A 16,574-nucleotide genomic window follows, 5' to 3' on the forward strand; every position below is an offset into this window, starting at 1 on the left:
ATTTTAACAAAAGTAAAGGTTGGTGAATTAACACCAACCTTTACTTTTGTTTACTATTTAAGCTATTCGATTTGTTCCGCAAGAGCAAATCGAATGACAAATAAAAACGTTCTCTATCTCTTTAGGATTAAAATCCTTTTTATCAAAACTTCCACTTGCCTTTCAGAACAAGTGGAAGAGCATTAAGAAAAATACCTCTATCTTTTAGTCTTGTATCCTAAAGTCTCCAATTACTACAAATTTTCCTCTAAAACAGCCGTTTTAACATTGTCGTCTGAATGCCTATCTATCAGCTTATTAATAGGGTCAATTCCTGCTTTTTTTGGTTTTTCTTTAACGATAATTTTAAAGGTATTGTCTTTCTTAGATACTTTATATTTTTGGATATAAAGCAATTTGTCTTTACCATCTTTGTCTTCTCCATACACACCTACGTCAATCCAATCGTTCAGGGTAATAGGTTTTTCGTTACCAGAACTATCTGCCCTGAATTTTTCTGAAATGGCTTTGATGTTTACTTCATAAGTTTTGTTTGGTAATACTTTGTAGGTCACTTTATCGGTTTTGTTCTCATACAACGTAATGGTTTCAAACATATCATGAATGATGTATTTTAATGAATCTGGCGTTTCGGCTTTGAAATACTTTAACAAATCCTGACTAGTAGGATAGCGTTTGTATTTCCCATCAGAACTTGGATATTTCCAATCTGCTAAGAAATCATGCAAAGCTTTATTTACTTTATCTTCACCGATATAATCTTGTAAAGCAAACATCACTACTGAACCCTTGTTATAATGAATATATCCCTGACTTTCTACCAAGGCTAAGGGCTGCTCTTTTTTACTTTCTCTTGCACGTCCGCTCAGGTATTTATCCAATTCATATTTCAAGAACTTTTGCATTAATTCAGGTTTGATAGCGTGTTTCATCACCATTAAAGCTGAGTATTGCGCTTGTGTTTCTGAAAGCATCGCATTTCCCTTTACCTTCGCTTCGGCTACCTGATGTCCCCACCATTGGTGTCCTAATTCATGGGCAGTTACATAAAAAGGCATATCCAAGTCTTTTTCTGGGTCATTGATTTTCTGGATAAAACCAATTCCTTCTGAAAATGGAACAGTATTGGCAAACGACTGGGCAAAAGTAGCATAGCGTGGAAATTCCATGATTCTCATTTGGCGATATTGATAAGGGGCAAAGTTTTTATCAAAATAGTCGAATGAGGCTTTCATAGAAGACATCATCTTGTCAAGGTTATATTCATGCCCTTTGTTATAATAAATCTCTAAATCTACTCCCTTCCATTTATCATGCTTAATCTGATAGTCAGCAGAGATTATCGAATAGAAATTAACCATCGGAACATCCATTTTATAATGGAAATATTTGCGGTCTTGTTTCTCCCAAGTTTTTTGTAAATAGCCTGGGGCGATAGCCGTTTGGTCTTTACTCGTGCCTATTACCATTTCAAAACGGATATAGTCTGAATCATCACCAAACAAACTTTGTGAAAGTCCGATTGGATTATTCTGTTCCATCATGCGTTCTTTTTCAGGCAATTTGTATTTTTTACGAGTATCGTCATCACCTATTTCAAAGCCATCACTATAGCCTAAAGAAGGCAAATATCCATTATTGAAAAAAGTACCGTTATAGACAATATCAGTATTAGAGCCTTTGGCAACAAAACCTTTTGTTTCATAGATAGTTTTAAAGCTCATCTTAACAGAATCGCCAGAAGCCAACGGTTTATTTAATTGATAAATAGTGAATCCAAAATCATCGTAGGTCTTTTTGATTTTTGCACCTCCTTCAAATTTTAAATATTCAATATTCATATTATGTTGAATATCATTTTGGATATAAATATCATTCAGGGTTTTAGCTGTTTTATTTTTTAACCAAAAATAACCTTCGGCAGTAAAATCACGCTTTTCAGGATAAATCTCAACGTTTAAATTAACATCTACAATACGAGGCTGAGGAGCATTGTCAAAGGGCTTTTTCAAGGTTTTTTCATAATCTGCCTGTATCTTATCTTGGTCTTCCTTGGTAAAATACTTATTCAATTTGTTGGTATTATAATAGATATATCCCCCCGTGGCAACGAAGGTTATCAGTACCGTGATACCAAAAGTAAGCACAGGTTTACTTAAACGAAGTTTACCAATTTTCAAACGTGTTTGCATCAAAACCTCTGTTCCTCTTACACTTAACAAAACGGATAAGATAAAAAGAATGCCTACAAAAGCCAGCCAGTAGAGTTTCATCCATGAAAATGACGATACAAAATGCCCGTATTTATTCATATCAGAATAGCTTCCTAAACTACCACTATTGAATGAAAACAGAGGGTGTTCGATACCAGCGCCACTCATAAACAAGTTGATGATAAAGAAAACAAACATCAAGGCAAAGCCAACCAGTTTGTTATTGGCAATGGTTTGAATAAAGAAAGAGAGTAAAGTAAAGGTTGTGAGAAAAATTAGTTCGTCGGTAAACAACGTTTTGAAATAAAGCGATAATTCAAAATTGAAATAACCATGTGCTACTTGCACACATACCCCGAAGAAAACTAAGCAGAACAGCAAACCTATATAGATGACGATTAAGCCTAAGAATTTAGAAAATAGTCCTACCCAATCTGGTACGGGCAATGCATCTATAATTAAATTAATATTCACTGTTCTTTCACGCCAAATTAATTCACCTGAGTAAAAAACAACGATGATTAAAAAGAACAAATCGAACTCTCCTAAAAAGCCCAATACATTGGCTGTAATAGGGTAGGAGCTTGTTCCATACATTTCACCGAAATAGAATGAGTTGATGGTTAAATCTGTAAACCCAACAAAAACGATAGCAATGAATGGGATTTCTTTAACAACCATTTTAGCATAAAAAATGGATTGCTCCCATAGCTGAATAAGATTAGCAGAAAAATTAGTGAATTGATGAACCGCTGGAATCAATACGTTTTCTGGTTTAATAGTCAATGGTGTTTCTTTCACTACTTTCTTTTTCTTGAGCCATGAAGACGTAACCACATTAAAACTAAAAGCATAATAAGTAATAACCAAGATAAGTACTCCTATACCGCACCAAAGTACACGATTCCAGAGCATCATGCCTTCCAGAGGAATCAGTAGATTGTTTTTCTGAGCGGGCGTCCAATATTGTGTATAAATCTGGAAAGTCCTTACGGCAAATGGGTCAATTAATGAAGCTAAATCCTTATTCTCCAAATCTTGGGTAATCGTACCCGTTATTTCATACAAGACAAACAAAATAATACCTTGTGTATAAATTACCAAGGGCTTTCTGCTCAATGTTCCTGCGGCAAAATAGATGGTAGCTTGGATGAAAAGATTGGTAATACCATAAAAAATAAACGGCTGAAAATAATGCCAAATATCAAATGGATGCATTACTTTTTCCTTCCAAGATGGGTCCCAAGGTAAAAATTTACCAATTGAAAAACCTAGCATAAAGGCCATCCAAATGGATGAATATATCAGTACCATCACAAAGAATGAACCCCAAAATCTACCCATCAAATAATCAAATTTAGACATGGTAGTGGTAAACATCAATGATTCAGTTTTGTGTTCAAAATCACGCAAAACGGCTACACCCATCACCGCCGAACTGATAAAAGTTACGGCGAAAGTCATGATGATTGTCATGAACGATAAGGAATACGGCGAATTGGCTTGTAATTGTCCACCAGCGGCACTCCCTATTGTTACATACTTTGACGTAGCAGCCGCGAAACACAACATGAATAATATAAAAAAATACAAATAAGTAGCTGCTCTATTCTTTCGATAGCTAAATTCAAAACGTAAAATCTCTAAAAACATCGTATTGTCGGTTTAGGCATTAGCAAAAATTTTCGTGAAATAAACATCTTCCAAATCTCCTTCAACGGCATCAAAAGTGCCATCGGGATTGCTATCAGCTAAAACGTGTATCACAGGGGACCCTCCAATCAGTTTGTCAGAAATCAAGGTATAGTTTTTCTTGTATTCCTCTAATTCAGCCTTTTGAATACGCTTACGCCATATTTTACCTTCTATTTCTTTGATAGCATCAAACGGGTTTCCTTTATAAAGTACCTGCCCTTTGTTGAATACAGCCATATCTTGACACAACTCTTTTACATCGTCAACAATATGGGTAGAAAGTATCACAATGGTATTTTCGCCTAATTCCGATAGAAGATTTAAAAAACGGTTACGTTCGGCAGGGTCAAGTCCTGCGGTGGGTTCATCCACAATAATCAATTTAGGATTCGCTAACAAGGCCTGAGCAATGCCGAAACGCTGCTTCATACCGCCTGAGTAACCACCCAAATTCTTTTTGCGTGCCTCCCAAAGATTGGTTTTTTGAAGTAATGATTCTACCAATTCTTTGCGTTCTTTGGCATTGGTAATGCCTTTTAATACGGCCAGATGATTTAATAGCGTAATGGCATCTACTTTAGGATATACGCCAAATTCTTGTGGTAAATACCCCAATGTTTTACGTACTTCCTCTTTTTGTTTTAATACGTCTATATCGCCTAATGTTATTGTGCCTGTATCGGCTTCTTGAAGTGTTGCTATGGTTCGCATCAAAGACGATTTACCAGCTCCATTTGGGCCTAATAAACCAAACATTCCTTGATTGATTGTTAAATTTACGTTTTGGAGCGCTTGAACGCCGTTAGAATAGGTCTTATTCAGGTTTGTAATCGTTAGTTGCATAAAGTTTGAAGTTTATTTTTATACAAATTAACATTTTACCTTCATTTATTTTTTAGAATGTGATGAAAACATTGAGGATTAGATAAATGGCAAAAAAAAAGCAAAGCAAAAGAAGTTCGCTTCTTTTGCTTTGCTTGCAACGAATATCTATTGAAAAATCCTACTTTGTTTTAGGTTGAAAAAAGTTCATTCCTAAATACAACAGAAATGAAAAAGTACAAATCCAAAGTCCGCAGGCTTCTCTGGCTAATTCTTGATTAATCGTTTTCATGGATAAGCCTCCGCCTTCAGAGAAAAACCCTTCCCAAGAGGTCATTTGTAACCACGTATTTAATCCTGCTACAAAAGACATAATGGTTACGACTACCAGCAATTCAGGATTGCTTTTGCCTTGATATGCTTTTAATGAACAATAGGCAGCCACTAAGTAAATCGGAATCCAAAGTACAGGGTCAGGGTCATTATATTGCCAGCCTGCAAACAATATGAAAATCATGGTAAAGACTATGCCGAGGTATTTCATTTTTTTGAGTGATTAGTTAAGAGTTGTGAGTGACGCGTTTTTTGAGTCTTGAGTCCTGAGTGATTAGTTGTGCTTTGTCCTTTGTCCTTGCCTAAAATAGGTTACCCTACAAGTACTTAAAGCTCAATGCTCAATGCTGACAGCTAAAAATTATTTACAAAACGTCTCTATCGCCTGTTTAGCATCAGTATAACCTAAACGGCTTGCCATTTTAAAACTCAAACAACTGTCATCTGAGTTCCCTCGTTTTTGTTGAACTACGCCCAAACCATAATATGCTTTGGCGAATTTATTGTCGGCTTTTACCGCATTCGTAAAATCTTCTAAAGATTTATCTAATTCACCCAATTGGAAGTAGATATTCCCACGATTATACAATGCATTGGTTTCCTTAGGGTCTAGCTGAATAGCTTTATCGAAATCTACAATGGCTTCTTCTGTTTTATGTAAAGCTGCTAAAATAATACCTCTTTTTACATACAATTCGGCAGTATCTGGCTGTATGAAAATGGCTTTGCTACAGTCTTCAAAAGCTCCATCCCAATCCGACTTTTCCATCTTTACTGAAGCCCTATTAAAGTATGGTTGGTAATTATTGGGGTCTAGTTTAATGGCTTGTTCGTAATCTAGCAAGGCTGTAGTAAAATCTTTCAATTCAAAATTGGCAGCACCACGCATGTTAAAAGCTTTGGCATTGGCAGGGTCTTTATCGATAGCCTGATTTAGGTATTCTATGGCTTCTCTAGGCTTACCTTGTTTCAATTGTTCCTTCGCTTTTTCTAAAAAAGCATCTGCCGACCCTGTACAATTCAATAAAAAAAAGCAAAAAGAAGGTAAAAAGAGAGAAAATGTAAATTTTTTTAAAATATTTTTTAGTGTCATAATGTTAAGTTAATTAACTGTAAATCAAAAGGTCATCCTATTAATCAGTCAAAGTTGACTAGATTTTATCAGAAAACTTTCCTCAAAGTTGCGGTGAAGGTTTTGAAAAAACAACAAAACCTGCCATCTTTGTGACGGCAAATTACCAGCTCCCTCCGAATCCCCCAGGTCTTGACCGAAGCAAGGGTAGGCAGGTTGTAGCGGTGAATTTGCCTTTTTTTGTTTTATGTCCATCCAATTCTCTTCAACAATCTTCATATTAAATATCTTTTAAAATAGTAAAGTAAAAGCAACTGTTCTATACTGTTATAATTTTTATTAAATAATTCTCTGCATTCTCAAATGCTTTTCCTAATTTTGTAAAAAAATAATAGATAGGAGAAAAAGCAATTCCATTTAAAATTTCCTTTCGATTTTCATATAGCGTTAATTAACATAATTCTCAAAAAACATATCAACATGAAATTTTTTATTGACACAGCCAATCTCAAAGAAATCCAAGATGCTCAGGATTTAGGTGTATTAGACGGAGTAACTACCAATCCATCTTTAATGGCAAAAGAAGGAATCAGTGGTAAAAACAACGTTCTTAAGCACTATAAAGCAATTTGTGATATTGTTGAAGGTGATGTTTCTGCGGAAGTAATTGCAACTGATTTTGAAGGAATGGTTCGTGAGGGAGAAGAATTAGCAGAATTAGACGAGAAAATAGTAGTGAAAATTCCGATGATTAAAGACGGTGTAAAAGCACTTAAATATTTCTCAGAAAAAGGAATTAAAACAAACTGTACATTGATTTTCTCTGCTGGTCAAGCTTTATTGGCAGCCAAAGCAGGAGCTTCTTATGTTTCTCCATTTATTGGTCGTTTAGATGATATTTCATTTGATGGTATCCAATTAATTGAGCAAATCCGTACAATTTATGATAACTATGGTTTTGATACTGAAATCTTAGCAGCATCTGTACGTAACCCAATTCATATTATCAGATGTGCTGAAATCGGTGCTGATGTAATGACTGGACCGCTTTCTGCGATGTTAGCATTATTAAACCACCCATTAACTGATAGTGGTTTAGCAAAATTCTTAGCTGACCATGCTAAGACTAATGCTTAGTAGCTGTAGGTTATAAGCTTTGAGCCTTGAGCAATGAGTTTTTTAGCTTTCGGATGTCAGCCTTCGGCTATCGGTATTATAAATAACAATAAAAAAGCTCTTCAAACACTAAAGTTTGAAGAGCTTTTTTATTTGGACTTTCGAACATTGGCTTTCGGTCTTCAGCCTTCGGATATCAGCAATCAGCTTTTAAAAATGAAAATCACAAAGGCTGACAGCTGAAATCCGAAAGCTCATTGCTCAAAGCTTACATCTCAAAGCAAAAAAAGATATCCGAAAGCTGATGACCGAAATCTGAAAGCAAAAAAAGCTCACATCTCAAAGCTGAAAAAACCTAATTTATTGGAACAAGTACTTTTATACTCATATTTCTGCCCATATTATAAACCCCACGATTACCTGTAGTCTGATTAACGTCTAAATATTTCAATCTACTTTGATGACTTTGATAAGCATTATTTAGTAGGTTATTAATATTTAGATAAATAGCAAACAAGGCTTTCTTTTTTTGATTGGTAACGGTAGCGCCCGTGCCAATATTAATAAGAGAATAAGCAGGTGTTTTTGTTTCTGTATTATAAGCCAACAGTGCATTATTTTGCTGTTGATTATGTTCCAATTCTACAGAGAAGTAAGCACCTCTTAAATGTTTTCCCCAATTGTTCTTTGTTAGTTTAATGTTACTCAACCATCTTGGCGGAGGCATAAAAGGGAGGTATTTAGCAGAATCAGTTTTAGCTGAAAGGTTTACTCCATTCACAGAAGAGTAGCTTTGTGTAATGCTAAACCATCGTGCAGAGGCAGGGTTATAAGTAACCACAGCCTCCATGCCTAACAGGCGAGCGTTGCCTTGTTGATAACGGAACACAGGCACGCCATTGATAATTGAATCTTTTCCTATGATATTCTGAACACGCTCTGAAAAGGTATAATGATTGATGCGATTACTGAATAGATTGACATCAATGTATAACGAACTATTTTCAAAAGTAAGTCCTAAATCATTTTGTAAGGATACTTCAGACTGTTGATTGATATTACCGATTTCATAGCGAAAAGTACCTGCATGTTCGCCATTTGAGGATATTTCGGGTACAGAGGGTGCTCTGAAACCACGAGCAATATTTGTTTTTACCGATAGCAAACTATTGATTTTGTACACCGCTCCAAAGCTTCCTGTGGCGTTTTGAAATGTTTTGGTAAACCCTGCAAAACGTTCAGTAGTGTTAGCAGAAGGTTTGGTTTGAAATTTTCCTTCTGCATCAATATACAGTTTATGAATATCCAACTGTCTCAGGTCGAATCTGAGACCTCCACTGATGAATAATCTATTGATTTTCTTTTTTGCAAAAGCAAATACACCATTATCTAACAAATTAAAATCAGGATACAATGTTTCATTTCCACGATTGTTCATCGTTTGAGCCATTCCATTGGTACCAATCGTGATTTCAAGATTGTTTTTCTCTGCCAGATTAAACCTAGCATCATAATAAAGTGTCTGTAAGAAAAAATATAAATCAGCCTCAAAAGGTTTCAGTACATTACCATATTCTTGTCGGTGATTCTGAGAATAAGCCAAGTTTAAGCTGAAAGTATTTCGACCCAGCATTAAATAATTATTCCAAGATACTTTGTAGTTAGTTAATGACTGCGAATTGGAGGGATTGATAGCAGGATTTTTTAATTCTTCTTCCGATACTCTTTCGGTTGTTGCTTTTCCGTTGATTAATACCTGCTTAGTAAAGTATCCTTGGGCATCTCTCATCCCATCAATGATATTAATGTCTTGCCCAAACTTTGAAAAATAGATTCTCGAAAAGCCCCATTTCTTATTCAATCCTATCATACCAGAATAATCAAGCTCTCTGAATTTAGAACCATATACCAATCCATCATAAGGATTCTGATAATTCCCTGCATTTTTATTGCTCAATCGTCCCGTCCAGACCAAACCATTTTTATTTCCACCCAGATTAACAGAAAATCCGTGCAAGCCGTTATTTGTTTGATAGTTGTACAAAACACTTCCATTGATTTTTTCTGATTCAGTTGGAGTAGGTGAAATCACAGAAATAACCCCTCCTAAGCCATCAGAACCATACATTAATGACCCTGCTCCACGGATGATTTCGTATCGTTCTATTGAAAACTCATCAATATGTAAGCTGTGTTCTTCGCCCCACTGGTTGTCTTCTTGACGAACGCCATCATGTACTGTGATTACTCTATTGAAACCCAATCCACGAATAATGGGCTTTGATAGGGTAGGCCCTGTCATAATTTGTGATACTCCAGGCAATTTTACAATGGCATCTACCAAGTTCGTTGAAGTACTTTGTAGCCATTGTGCTCTTGAAAGTGCAGCAATGGGTACTGGACTTTCTTTGACCAATGTTTTTATGCCTGCTCCTGTCACTACTACTTCCTCTAATGAGGTAGCGGCACTTTCCATGACAAAATTTTGATGAATGGTATCTTGGATTTTTATTTTTTGCGTAATGGTCTTCAATGAAATATAGCTTACCTGAATCGTAAAATCACCCTTTGGTAGGTTTTTGATATGGTAAAAGCCGTTTACATCAGAACTTGTGCCTGTTCTTAATTCTGGAATATAAATGTTAGCACCAATGACGGCTTCATTGCTTTCGCTAATAGTTACTTTCCCAGAAATGGCGTGTTGACTATATGCTTTGGTGAAAGCAAAACTAGCTATGATTAAATAAAATATCGGTTTGGAGAAGTTTTTCATTTTGTATTTCTAATTAATAATTTAGATTAGTCTAAAAATTATTCAAATATAAAGCATAAAAATTAATTAGCTAATATAAAATAATAAAAATGTTACTAATTTTAAAAAAATAGCAAAGTAATTGCCTTGTAAATCAGGTGATTAATGTTTAGCAAAATTTATGATTGATAAATAAGATACAGGTAGTAGTATTTGAAAACGGTATACACCAAGCCCTGAAATAGCTAAGGGATGTGGATTATACGATGTCAGGAGATGTTTGCGATTAGAAGATTATCGTAAATAAGGAGACTAACACACAAAAAAATAGTTAAGTGTTATTATTTTGTCAGTATATTTGAAAAAATAACATAGCAAGCAAAAAATGTTTACATCAGAACCCGTAGTTGTCATTGAGAGTGCATTTGTATATCAAAACGAACGCGTAGTTTTAAGCGACGTTAACTTTAGTATCAACAAAGGAGAGTTTGTTTTTTTGATAGGAAGAACAGGAAGTGGAAAAAGTTCTTTACTAAAAACATTATACGCTGATCTTTGGCTACAACAAGGTAAAGCCAAAGTGGCAGGGTTTATTATTGAAAAATTAAAGTTAGCCGAGCGTCCTTTTCTTAGACGAAAAATTGGGGTTGTATTTCAGGATTTCCAATTGTTTATGGATAGAAATGTTCAGGAAAACTTAATGTGGGTTTTGGAAGCAACTGGGTGGAGTGATAGTGCAAAAATGAAAGCAAGAGTTGCTGAAGTATTAATGCAAGTAGGTATGTCAACGTCTCGTGATAAAATGCCACACCAACTTTCGGGAGGTGAACAACAACGAGTAGTAATAGCAAGAGCTTTATTGAACGAACCGCAAATACTGTTTGCAGATGAGCCAACTGGAAACCTAGACCCAGAAGTTTCGGGACAAATTTTAGAGCTTTTCCATGAAATTAACAAAGCCGGTACAGCCATTTTAATGGCAACACACGATTTTGATATGATACGCAAATTCCCTGCTAGAATCTTGAAATGTGAGAACGGACAAGTAAAAGAGCAATAGTTAGGAATGACTGAGAGAGAATAATAAAGTTTTACCTTGAATATCAATTTTAGACACACTTAATAATATCTCAACCTATGAAAAAATTATTTTTATGTATCACATTTCTGTATTTCTCCTGTAATATTTATGCCCAATTTACTAAAAAACATGAGCCTTTCGCTCATACCTTTTCTATTGTAGCCCGTGACAGTAAAACGGGGGAGATGGCCGTTGGTGTACAAAGCCACTGGTTTAGCGTTGGTACGGCTGTTTCATGGGGACAAGCTGGCGTTGGAGTGATTGCTACACAGAGTTTTATCAATAAATCATTTGGAATAAGAGGTTTAGCATTGTTGAAAAGTGGTAAAACTGCACAAGAGGCGCTTGATATTCTTTTGTCAAACGATGGAGGGAAAGAGGTTCGTCAGGTAGGAATCGTTGATGCTAAAGGTAATGTAGCCGTACATACTGGTAAAAGTTGTGTAGATTTTGCGGGGCATATTAAAGGGACTAATTACTCTGTTCAGAGTAATATGATGCTTAATAATAAAGTACCTTCGGCTATGTCGAAAGCTTTTCAAGATAATTGGAGGTTACCTTTGGCTGAAAGAGTATTGAAGGCATTGGAAGCTGGACAAGCAGTAGGAGGGGACATCAGAGGAAAACAATCGGCGGCTTTATTAGTTGTAAAGGGTAATTCTACTAACAAACCGTGGGATGAAGACCATCTGGTAGATTTAAGAGTAGACGACCACCAGTCTCCCTTAATAGAACTTGCCAGACTTTTGAAAGTTCGCAGAGCATACGACCACATGGATGCGGGCGATTTGGCAACAGAAACTAGCAATATGAAAAAAGCCATGGATGAATATAGCGCTGCCATGAAGCTTTTGCCCAATAATATCGAAATGCAATATTGGACAGCCATTACAATGGCCAACAATAAGAGCATCATAAAGGCATCTGAAATGCTCCAGAAAATATATGCTAAAGAGCCTAATTGGAGAGAAATGACAAAGCGATTACCCAAAGTAGGTTTGTTAAAGGTGTCAGACTTGGATTTGAAAGAATTAACTAAATAAGTTTATTTAACTAAAATTAACACAAAATACAGCAATAAAAAGGCTGTATTTTACATTTTAAAAAAGTACAGTACGGATTGTAGTACTTGAAAACAATCAATTTTATTATGCAATATTCAATTCTGTGGGCAGACGACGAAATCGATTTGCTTAAACCATATATTATGTTTTTGACCCAAAAAGGGTATGATGTTACACCTGTAAATTCTGGTGCGGATGCTTTAGAGGAGGTTGAAAAAAAGAAATTTGATGTAGTATTTCTCGACGAAAATATGCCCGGTATGACTGGCCTAGAGGTACTTCCAAAAATAAAGCAATTGAAGCCTAATTTGCCAGTTGTGATGATTACGAAGTCTGAAGAGGAGGATATTATGGAAGAGGCAATTGGTTCCAAAATTGCTGATTATTTGATTAAGCCATTGAATCCTAATCAGATACTACTTTCGGTAAAGAAAATTTTAGATAAAAAACGCCTTGAAGAAGAGAAAACCAATTTGTCTTATCAGCAAGAGTTCCGTCAGTTAGCGATGCGCTATCAAGACAAAATGGACTATGCTGAATGGGCAGATGTTTATAAGAAGTTGCTTTTCTGGGAATTGGAAATTGACAGAACCGAAAACAAGTCGATGGCAGAGGTAATGAACATGCAGAAGTCGGAAGCCAATGCTAATTTTTCAAGATTTATTACCGATAACTATGAGCATTGGTTGAATGAACCCAAGGGAAATAATCCTATTCTTTCGCATCAATTGATGAGGAAAAAGGTTTTCCCATTGCTACGAGAAGACTCTCCTCTTTTCTTTGTGCTAATAGATAACTTGCGTTTTGATCAATGGAAGGTATTGGAAGGATTAATTCAAGATTATTTTTCGGTAGAGGAAGAATCAACTTATTACTCTATTTTACCTACTACTACAGCTTATGCTAGAAACGCTATTTTCTCGGGTTTGATGCCATCTGAAATAGAAAAACAATATCCTAAACATTGGGTACAAGATATTGGGGATAATGAAGATGAAGAAGGATTTAATCAACACGAAGAATTTTTCTTCCAAGAACAAATTCGTAAGAGTAGAATGCCTTTTGCAGTAAAGTCATCTTATCACAAAATCATTCATAACAATCAAGGAAAAAGTTTGGTTGAAAACTTCTCAAAGCTACTTCAAAATCATTTGAATGTAGTAGTTTACAACTTTGTGGATATGTTGTCGCATGCGAGAACAGACATGGCCATGATTAAAGAACTGGCACCAGATGAGTCAGGATATAGAAGTTTGACGGCAAGTTGGTTTACCCATTCGCCTTTGTTTGATTTATTAAAGAAAATATCTGATAAAAAAGGAAGATTAATCATCACAACTGACCACGGGATGATTAGAGTACAAAATCCAGTGAAGATTGTTGGCGACCGTTCTGTTAATACAAACTTACGTTATAAACAAGGTAGAAACTTAAACTGGGACGATGAAAACCATCTGTTAGTTTGTAGAAAACCAGAGCGTTTTTTCTTGCCAAAAGTAAATGTATCTACCACGTATGTGTTTACTAAAGAAGATTATTTCTTCGCCTACCCGAACAATTACAATCATTACGTAAGTCATTATAGGAATACGTTTCAACACGGAGGAATATCGTTAGAAGAATGTATTATTCCATTTGTGTATCTGACGGCAAAGTAGGTTATTAACTAAAAAGAGCTGTGGAATAATTATCCACAGCTCTTTTTTAGTTACGAAAATATTTTTCTTTGTGCTTCTTCCAAATCTTCAGGAATATCTATTCCAAAACTATCATAAGGCGTTATCGCAATAGTAATTCTAAAGCCGTTAGCAAGCCATCTTAGTTGTTCTAATGACTCCACTTTCTCCAACAGAGCAACAGGTAATTTCGTGATTTTCTTTAATACATCTACTCTGTAAGCATAAATACCGATATGCTTAAAATAATCGTGGGCATTGAGCCATTTATCTTTTTCGATGCCCCTTAAATAAGGAATAGTTTGTCGGGTAAAGTAAATTGCTTCGTTGAAATTATTGAAAATAACTTTAGGAGTATTAGGGTTAAATAAAGTAGCCTCGTCTTCAATACGCTTTACCAGTGTTGCCAACTCGGTTTTACTGGTCAGGCATTTAACTAAAATGTCAATCTGCTTGGGCTGGATAAAAGGCTCGTCGCCTTGAATATTGATTACATAATTATATCTTTGGAATTCTTTGCCCTCTTTTCTTCGGTCGGTTTTAGAAACGATTTGTAATGCTTCGAAACAACGATCAGTGCCGCTTGGATGTTTAGAGGAAGTCATCACTACTTCGCCCCCAAAACTTTTTACGTGTTCTACAATTCTTTGATCGTCTGTAGCAACTACTACTTTTGAGAGCAGATTAGATTTTGAGGCTTGTTCATAAACACGTTGAATCATGGATTTTCCGTTAATATCCACCAAGGGCTTTCCCGGGAAACGTGTGGAAGCATAGCGAGCAGGAATAATACCTAATATTTTTAACACTGATAAATTGGATTAGAATGAAATTGCAAAAATATATGTTTAAACTTGTAATCGAAGATTCAAATTAAAACGTAAAATAACAATAAAATTTATGCTAAAAAAAATAGAGGAGGCTTTCGGTGGGAAAATTTGGAATACAGCCTTTTTTAATAATAAAATGGTGTTGGAAATAAGGGATGAAGCTAGCCGACAAGTAAGCTTTTCTGGATTAGATTTGAAAACGGGCAAAATTTTATGGAAAGACTTTTCTCCTGAAAAATCGTGGTGGTTGGGTTTAGTAGGCATTTTTGGAAATCATTTAATCTTACACAAATATTCAGACCAACAAAAGCCTGAACCTCTGGGTGTAATCGTTATCAATATTGATACTTGTGCAATTAAAGAAAAAATTGAGGATTGGATTTTCTTTAGTTGTGATGGCAATATTTTAGTGCTTTATCAGTTAGATGAAAGTAATATGCCTGTTTATCATAAAATTGCGATTGAAACGGAGCCATTTTATGATTTTGTTCCAGACCAAAATGAGCATTTAGTGAGGCATTATCCAGATTCAAGTCCGTATTTTCCAACGATTTTTAGATTCCTCTACCAATTAATAAATATTGAAGCCCAAAATGGGGTAGATTATCTTGAAGTCAATGACAAAATTATAATTTCTTACTATATTTACAGAGGAAACCAATTCCAAAACTATTTATTAGTAACCAATAAAGAGAAACAAATTCTACTGCATGATTTTATTGCTGAAAGTGAGGGAATAGGAATAGATACCTTTTCCATAAAATCTAGCATTTTATTATATATTAAAAATCAAAATCAACTCATCGGATATGAAATATAACACTAAGTCCGTTGCTAAGATTGTCTCTATCTTTCTTTTGTCAGCAACATATACATCTGCTTTGGCAAAAGAAATTAGCCTAGATTCAGTTACAGTACGTAAAGAAGATGGAAAAACTTATGTAATTCATAAAGTAGAACCCAGACAAACGCTGTATTCTATTTTGAGGAAATACGGAAGTTCAATGTCTGAATTCAAAGCGGCAAACCCTGGAATATCAGAGAATATGAATATTGGGCAACAGATAAAAGTACCTTATAACAAAGCTACTACGTATACTGTTCCTGCAAGGACATCCGCTAATCATAATACTGCAATATTGACGCCAGATCCACCAAAATCTGCCACACATACTGTAGAATATGGACAAGGGTTATATGGTATTGCGAACAAATACAAAATTTCGATTGCAGACATCAGAAGATGGAATAACTTAGCGAGCGACCAATTAACGGCTGGACAAGTCCTGATTGTAGATGCAAAAGAATATGAACGAAGTAAAAGGAACCCTGATAATCAAGTGAGAAGTGAGGTGCCTAAAACAGAAATTTATAAGTCAGTTGAAGCGCCAGAACATGCTAAAGTAACAGCAAAGGTAGAAGAGCCTTTGCCTAATGATATAAAAACATCATCAGAAGTAGTAAGAACAGCATCAGGATATAGAAGAACTATCGAGACGGGATTGGCAGAATTAATTGATGTAGAAGATAACTCAGGTAAATATTTAGCATTGCATCGTTCGGCGGGAGTTGGAACTTTAATTAATGTAAAAAATGTTGCTAATGGGCAAAGTATCTGGGTAAAAGTAGTAGGAAAATTGCCAGATTTAGGAAGCGATAAAGTAATTATCAAACTTTCGCCAAGAGCTTTTGAAAAATTGAATCCTACTGAAAAAAGAATCAGAGCAGAGCTTAATTATATGACCCCATAAAAAATGCGCCGCAATAAAAGACAAATTACTTTTGGGCATATCGTGTTTAATGTTCTTTATGCATTAGCATTCCCTGCCATTTCAACTTTTGCTTTTTTATATACTGTTTTAGTATGGATTTTTTCTATCCCTTCTAAAATTATCGCATTTGTTGCTTCAAGAATTAAAT

Annotated in this window: 13 protein-coding genes; 7 read left to right on the top strand and 6 right to left on the bottom strand. The window is 35.3% G+C overall.

Translation table 11 applies throughout. The annotated features are described in order from the left end of the window. Positions 1-186 (top strand): hypothetical protein (locus AC07XN_RS17185; RefSeq protein ID WP_494743960.1); only part of this gene is annotated, 186 nt, incomplete at its 5' end. A gap of 47 nt (positions 187-233) precedes the next feature. Here AC07XN_RS17185 and AC07XN_RS17190 read toward each other — a convergent pair. The 4 genes from AC07XN_RS17190 to AC07XN_RS17205 form a co-directional block, all read right to left on the bottom strand. Next, entirely contained in the window at positions 234-3,866 is a 3,633-nt protein-coding gene (locus AC07XN_RS17190) for an ABC transporter permease/M1 family aminopeptidase (RefSeq protein ID WP_494743961.1), read from the bottom strand. 12 nt (positions 3,867-3,878) lie between these two features. Further along, on the bottom strand, positions 3,879-4,751 hold the full coding sequence (locus tag AC07XN_RS17195) for an ABC transporter ATP-binding protein (protein WP_309919865.1): 873 nt from the start codon (positions 4,749-4,751) through the stop codon (positions 3,879-3,881). 160 nt (positions 4,752-4,911) lie between these two features. Then, positions 4,912-5,274 carry a transmembrane 220 family protein gene (locus AC07XN_RS17200; RefSeq protein ID WP_494743962.1) on the bottom strand — a complete coding sequence of 121 codons (363 nt, stop codon included), beginning with the start codon at positions 5,272-5,274 and terminating at the stop codon, positions 4,912-4,914. A 150-nt stretch (positions 5,275-5,424) separates the two neighbouring features. Next, positions 5,425-6,156 carry a tetratricopeptide repeat protein gene (locus AC07XN_RS17205; protein ID WP_309919859.1) on the bottom strand — a complete coding sequence of 244 codons (732 nt, stop codon included), beginning with the start codon at positions 6,154-6,156 and terminating at the stop codon, positions 5,425-5,427. 459 nt (positions 6,157-6,615) lie between these two features. Between AC07XN_RS17205 and fsa the strand changes: the two genes are divergently transcribed. Beyond that, positions 6,616-7,272 carry a fructose-6-phosphate aldolase gene (fsa, locus tag AC07XN_RS17210; protein WP_309919856.1) on the top strand — a complete coding sequence of 219 codons (657 nt, stop codon included), beginning with the start codon at positions 6,616-6,618 and terminating at the stop codon, positions 7,270-7,272. A 334-nt stretch (positions 7,273-7,606) separates the two neighbouring features. Here fsa and AC07XN_RS17215 read toward each other — a convergent pair whose 3' ends face one another. Further along, a complete protein-coding gene (locus AC07XN_RS17215) occupies positions 7,607-10,024 on the bottom strand; it encodes a TonB-dependent receptor (protein WP_494743963.1) in 2,418 nt (805 codons plus the stop codon). Positions 10,025-10,388: 364 nt separating this feature from the next. Between AC07XN_RS17215 and AC07XN_RS17220 the strand changes: the two genes are divergently transcribed. The 3 genes from AC07XN_RS17220 (at position 10,389) to porX (ending at position 13,806) form a co-directional block, all read left to right on the top strand. Beyond that, positions 10,389-11,063 (top strand): cell division ATP-binding protein FtsE, encoded by a 675-nt coding sequence (locus AC07XN_RS17220; RefSeq protein ID WP_309919846.1) that lies wholly within the window; start codon positions 10,389-10,391, stop codon positions 11,061-11,063. A 77-nt stretch (positions 11,064-11,140) separates the two neighbouring features. Further along, the gene (locus AC07XN_RS17225) at positions 11,141-12,127 is read left to right on the top strand and encodes a DUF1028 domain-containing protein (protein ID WP_494743964.1); all 987 of its coding nucleotides are present in this window, start codon (positions 11,141-11,143) and stop codon (positions 12,125-12,127) included. Positions 12,128-12,234: 107 nt separating this feature from the next. Next, positions 12,235-13,806: a T9SS response regulator signal transducer PorX gene (porX, locus tag AC07XN_RS17230; protein WP_309919839.1), complete on the top strand. Its 1,572-nt coding sequence runs from the start codon at positions 12,235-12,237 to the stop codon at positions 13,804-13,806. A 50-nt stretch (positions 13,807-13,856) separates the two neighbouring features. Here porX and kdsB read toward each other — a convergent pair whose 3' ends face one another. Beyond that, the gene (gene kdsB / locus AC07XN_RS17235; RefSeq protein ID WP_309919836.1) at positions 13,857-14,633 is read right to left on the bottom strand and encodes a 3-deoxy-manno-octulosonate cytidylyltransferase; all 777 of its coding nucleotides are present in this window, start codon (positions 14,631-14,633) and stop codon (positions 13,857-13,859) included. Positions 14,634-14,724: 91 nt separating this feature from the next. Between kdsB and AC07XN_RS17240 the strand changes: the two genes are divergently transcribed. Together AC07XN_RS17240 and AC07XN_RS17245 are read left to right on the top strand one after the other, a co-directional pair. Next, positions 14,725-15,474 (top strand): DUF4905 domain-containing protein, encoded by a 750-nt coding sequence (locus AC07XN_RS17240; protein WP_494743965.1) that lies wholly within the window; start codon positions 14,725-14,727, stop codon positions 15,472-15,474. Further along, the gene (locus tag AC07XN_RS17245; protein ID WP_494743966.1) at positions 15,464-16,405 is read left to right on the top strand and encodes a LysM peptidoglycan-binding domain-containing protein; all 942 of its coding nucleotides are present in this window, start codon (positions 15,464-15,466) and stop codon (positions 16,403-16,405) included. The genes AC07XN_RS17240 and AC07XN_RS17245 overlap by 11 nt, the downstream gene beginning before the upstream one ends. Positions 16,406-16,574: the final 169 nt, after the last annotated feature.

Source organism: Arcicella sp. GW458-12-2-14-TSB2 (assembly GCF_059423785.1).

Bases quoted from the DNA above. Each gene is read 5' to 3' on its own strand.
- porX (WP_309919839.1), top strand. From the start codon at position 12,235: ATGCAATATTCAATTCTGTGGGCAGACGACGAAATCGATTTGCTTAAA.
- AC07XN_RS17200 (WP_494743962.1), bottom strand. From the start codon at position 5,274: ATGAAATACCTCGGCATAGTCTTTACCATGATTTTCATATTGTTTGCA.
- AC07XN_RS17240 (WP_494743965.1), top strand. From the start codon at position 14,725: ATGCTAAAAAAAATAGAGGAGGCTTTCGGTGGGAAAATTTGGAATACA.
- AC07XN_RS17190 (WP_494743961.1), bottom strand. From the start codon at position 3,866: ATGTTTTTAGAGATTTTACGTTTTGAATTTAGCTATCGAAAGAATAGA.
- AC07XN_RS17195 (WP_309919865.1), bottom strand. From the start codon at position 4,751: ATGCAACTAACGATTACAAACCTGAATAAGACCTATTCTAACGGCGTT.
- AC07XN_RS17225 (WP_494743964.1), top strand. From the start codon at position 11,141: ATGAAAAAATTATTTTTATGTATCACATTTCTGTATTTCTCCTGTAAT.
- AC07XN_RS17215 (WP_494743963.1), bottom strand. From the start codon at position 10,024: ATGAAAAACTTCTCCAAACCGATATTTTATTTAATCATAGCTAGTTTT.
- AC07XN_RS17245 (WP_494743966.1), top strand. From the start codon at position 15,464: ATGAAATATAACACTAAGTCCGTTGCTAAGATTGTCTCTATCTTTCTT.
- AC07XN_RS17220 (WP_309919846.1), top strand. From the start codon at position 10,389: ATGTTTACATCAGAACCCGTAGTTGTCATTGAGAGTGCATTTGTATAT.
- AC07XN_RS17205 (WP_309919859.1), bottom strand. From the start codon at position 6,156: ATGACACTAAAAAATATTTTAAAAAAATTTACATTTTCTCTCTTTTTA.
- fsa (WP_309919856.1), top strand. From the start codon at position 6,616: ATGAAATTTTTTATTGACACAGCCAATCTCAAAGAAATCCAAGATGCT.